The sequence below is a fragment of the Paenibacillus sp. 01T422 genome, from assembly GCF_056398785.1.
In genome coordinates, this window is record NZ_JBFTQB010001291.1 from 1 (window position 1) to 2,214 (window position 2,214).

The following is a 2,214-nucleotide window of genomic DNA, read 5'->3' on the forward strand; positions in this document are numbered from 1 at the left end:
GCTTCCGCATATCTCCGACTGATTTACTGGTAAGGATTTGTGCATCAACTAGGATATCGAGAAGCTTATTGTTATAATCAATGATCTTCTTCTGAACTGCTTGCACCTCAGGTGTATCTAATTTTCTTAGAACAGCTGACATCTGAGCATCTGAGAATGGCACCGCCTTCCCCATCGCCTTTAAGTCTGTTGCATGCTTTACGGCGAGATACGTAGCGAAGTCATCCTCTTTGATGCCCATCTTCTCCAAGGGTCTAACGATCTGACGCAGCCCATCGCTTATCTTGTTTCCTTGAGAGTCATAAATGCCACGCGTAACCGCAAGTTTTGCACGTTCACCAATCCCCCGGCTAAGCCGTGCCATTTTATAAAGTGAATCCGATCCTTTGCCTACAGCACCCTTCAGTGCCTTTTCAGCTAGTTGGAGAGGATTCAGGTCATCGACAAACCGCGTATAGGTCCTGTCTTTGCTGAATGGTTCCTTAGCTTTGCTACTGTCGAAGTCCACAAGCCCCTTCGCCTGATTGTAATCGCCTTGTGAAATCCACGTATCAACATCAAGCTGTGAAGCTTCCAATCCTTTTAGCGACTGCTTATCAAGCTTTCCGTCAAAGTGTCGCGTGAAGTTCGGAGCAAGGCGGCGTGCTGCGTCCGGATCTGTCAGGCGTAATCGAACATACTCCGCAACTCCTTCACCTGGGAGCTGACTTGGCTTATATGCTGAGATATTAAGAACAGGGTTGTGCTGTATCAGTGCGGCGAATTCATTGTTAAAACGAGCAACTTGCAAGTCGAACTTCTTATCCAAGTGGTGCCCAACTTCATGAGTGATAACTTGAATATCTTCAGCCATTCGCGTACGGACAACTTCCGGGCTTACTTTATACATGCCAAGCACGCCGCGGCCAGATCGGAGTCTGCCGGAGTCTACCACGACGCCGAGATTCTTCTTGATGTTCCTGACTACCTTGTTTCGATTAATAGTACGCGTTGACTGAGTTGCCGCTTGTCGGAATGGTATGGCATTGCCCGCATAAGCCTGAGAACCTTTTGGAACCTGAGTAGTATCGGATTGAATAAAGGGCTTCTCCGTCTCAGCAACAGGAGCTGCTTTCTTGGTTCTGTACTGCTTTGCGGATATCAACTTCCCGCCGCGTTGCTGCTTTCCTACTGGTTTAACTGGTTGTGTTGGCTCACTTGGAGCAAACTTCCTTTGTGGTGGTGTAACTTCGACAACCGGTTCCTTTGGAAGAATGCGATCACGTTGCAGTGGTGGCAACCTTTGGTTCAGGAAGAGCAAACGTGCGAACATCTCCTTTACCTTGAATAGGATCTAAGCCAGCAGGATTGGTACCGCGGGATTGAGCTGCATTCATTCGTATTTCACGGTTAGACGGAGGCAATGCAAGCGGTCCGTCAGTAGCTGTCCTCTGATCAATGAAACCAAAGCGATCGGCAGCCTGTTGCGCTGTTGGCGGTACCGTTCCTCTCGCCTGCGTAACGTTGCGGGAACTGGTAGCATCTTCAAAAGGAAGCAGACTGTCATCGGCTATTGATGCACCTCCTCTGCGTTTAATCAAAGCAGATAAAGCTTTGCCAACTGAGGGAGCAGCAGCGCCAATCAATCCTCCGAATGCAGCACCACCCAAACCTTCCTCAAGCATATGACCAGGGATGTCTTGCACGTCGCCTCCAGTCTCCAAAGTATGAAACGGAGAAAAGGCAGCTGCACCGAGGCTACCCTGCACGCCCCCTTGCACTGCCTTGTTTACTGTTTTACCAAGCAGAGAATCAACGATCTGTGTTCCATCTCTTGAAATAGCCATGCCTGCATCTGGTAGAAGATTTTGTGCCTTACCTCCTAAGACCTGAGCTAGTTGCTGAAGCGCCGGATGGTCAAAGAAGTTTTGCGCGATGCTCAAGTTACCCACTGGCATACCCGGGTTCACAACGTACCCTGCTGCCCCACCTACAACATCAGCCGCCTTGTCTAAATACTTATTACCTGTTGAAGCAAGGGTGCTCATTTGAGAATCATCCAACCCGATCGTATGACCGATTCCCTGTGCGAATCTATCAACGAGTTGTCCGCCTTTTGTTCTACGCAAGAAGTTCAGATCGTTGACAGGGTTAAACCATCCTCCTGGGTAATCCGTCCGAAGATCACCGCGCGACTGTAATTCGGGATTATCCTCGGCTTGCATGGCATCAAGC

At 49.3% G+C, this 2,214-nt stretch carries 1 protein-coding gene and 1 pseudogene; both read right to left on the reverse strand.

Features of this window, described 5'->3' with window-relative positions; translation table 11 throughout:
• A pseudogene (locus AC1DUA_RS38105) lies at positions 1-1,300 on the reverse strand (hypothetical protein); the annotation flags it as partial.
• A partial coding sequence (locus AC1DUA_RS38110; RefSeq protein WP_477504646.1) for a hypothetical protein occupies positions 1,260-2,214 on the reverse strand: 955 nt, incomplete at its 5' end. The gene AC1DUA_RS38110 and the pseudogene AC1DUA_RS38105, both read right to left, overlap by 41 nt.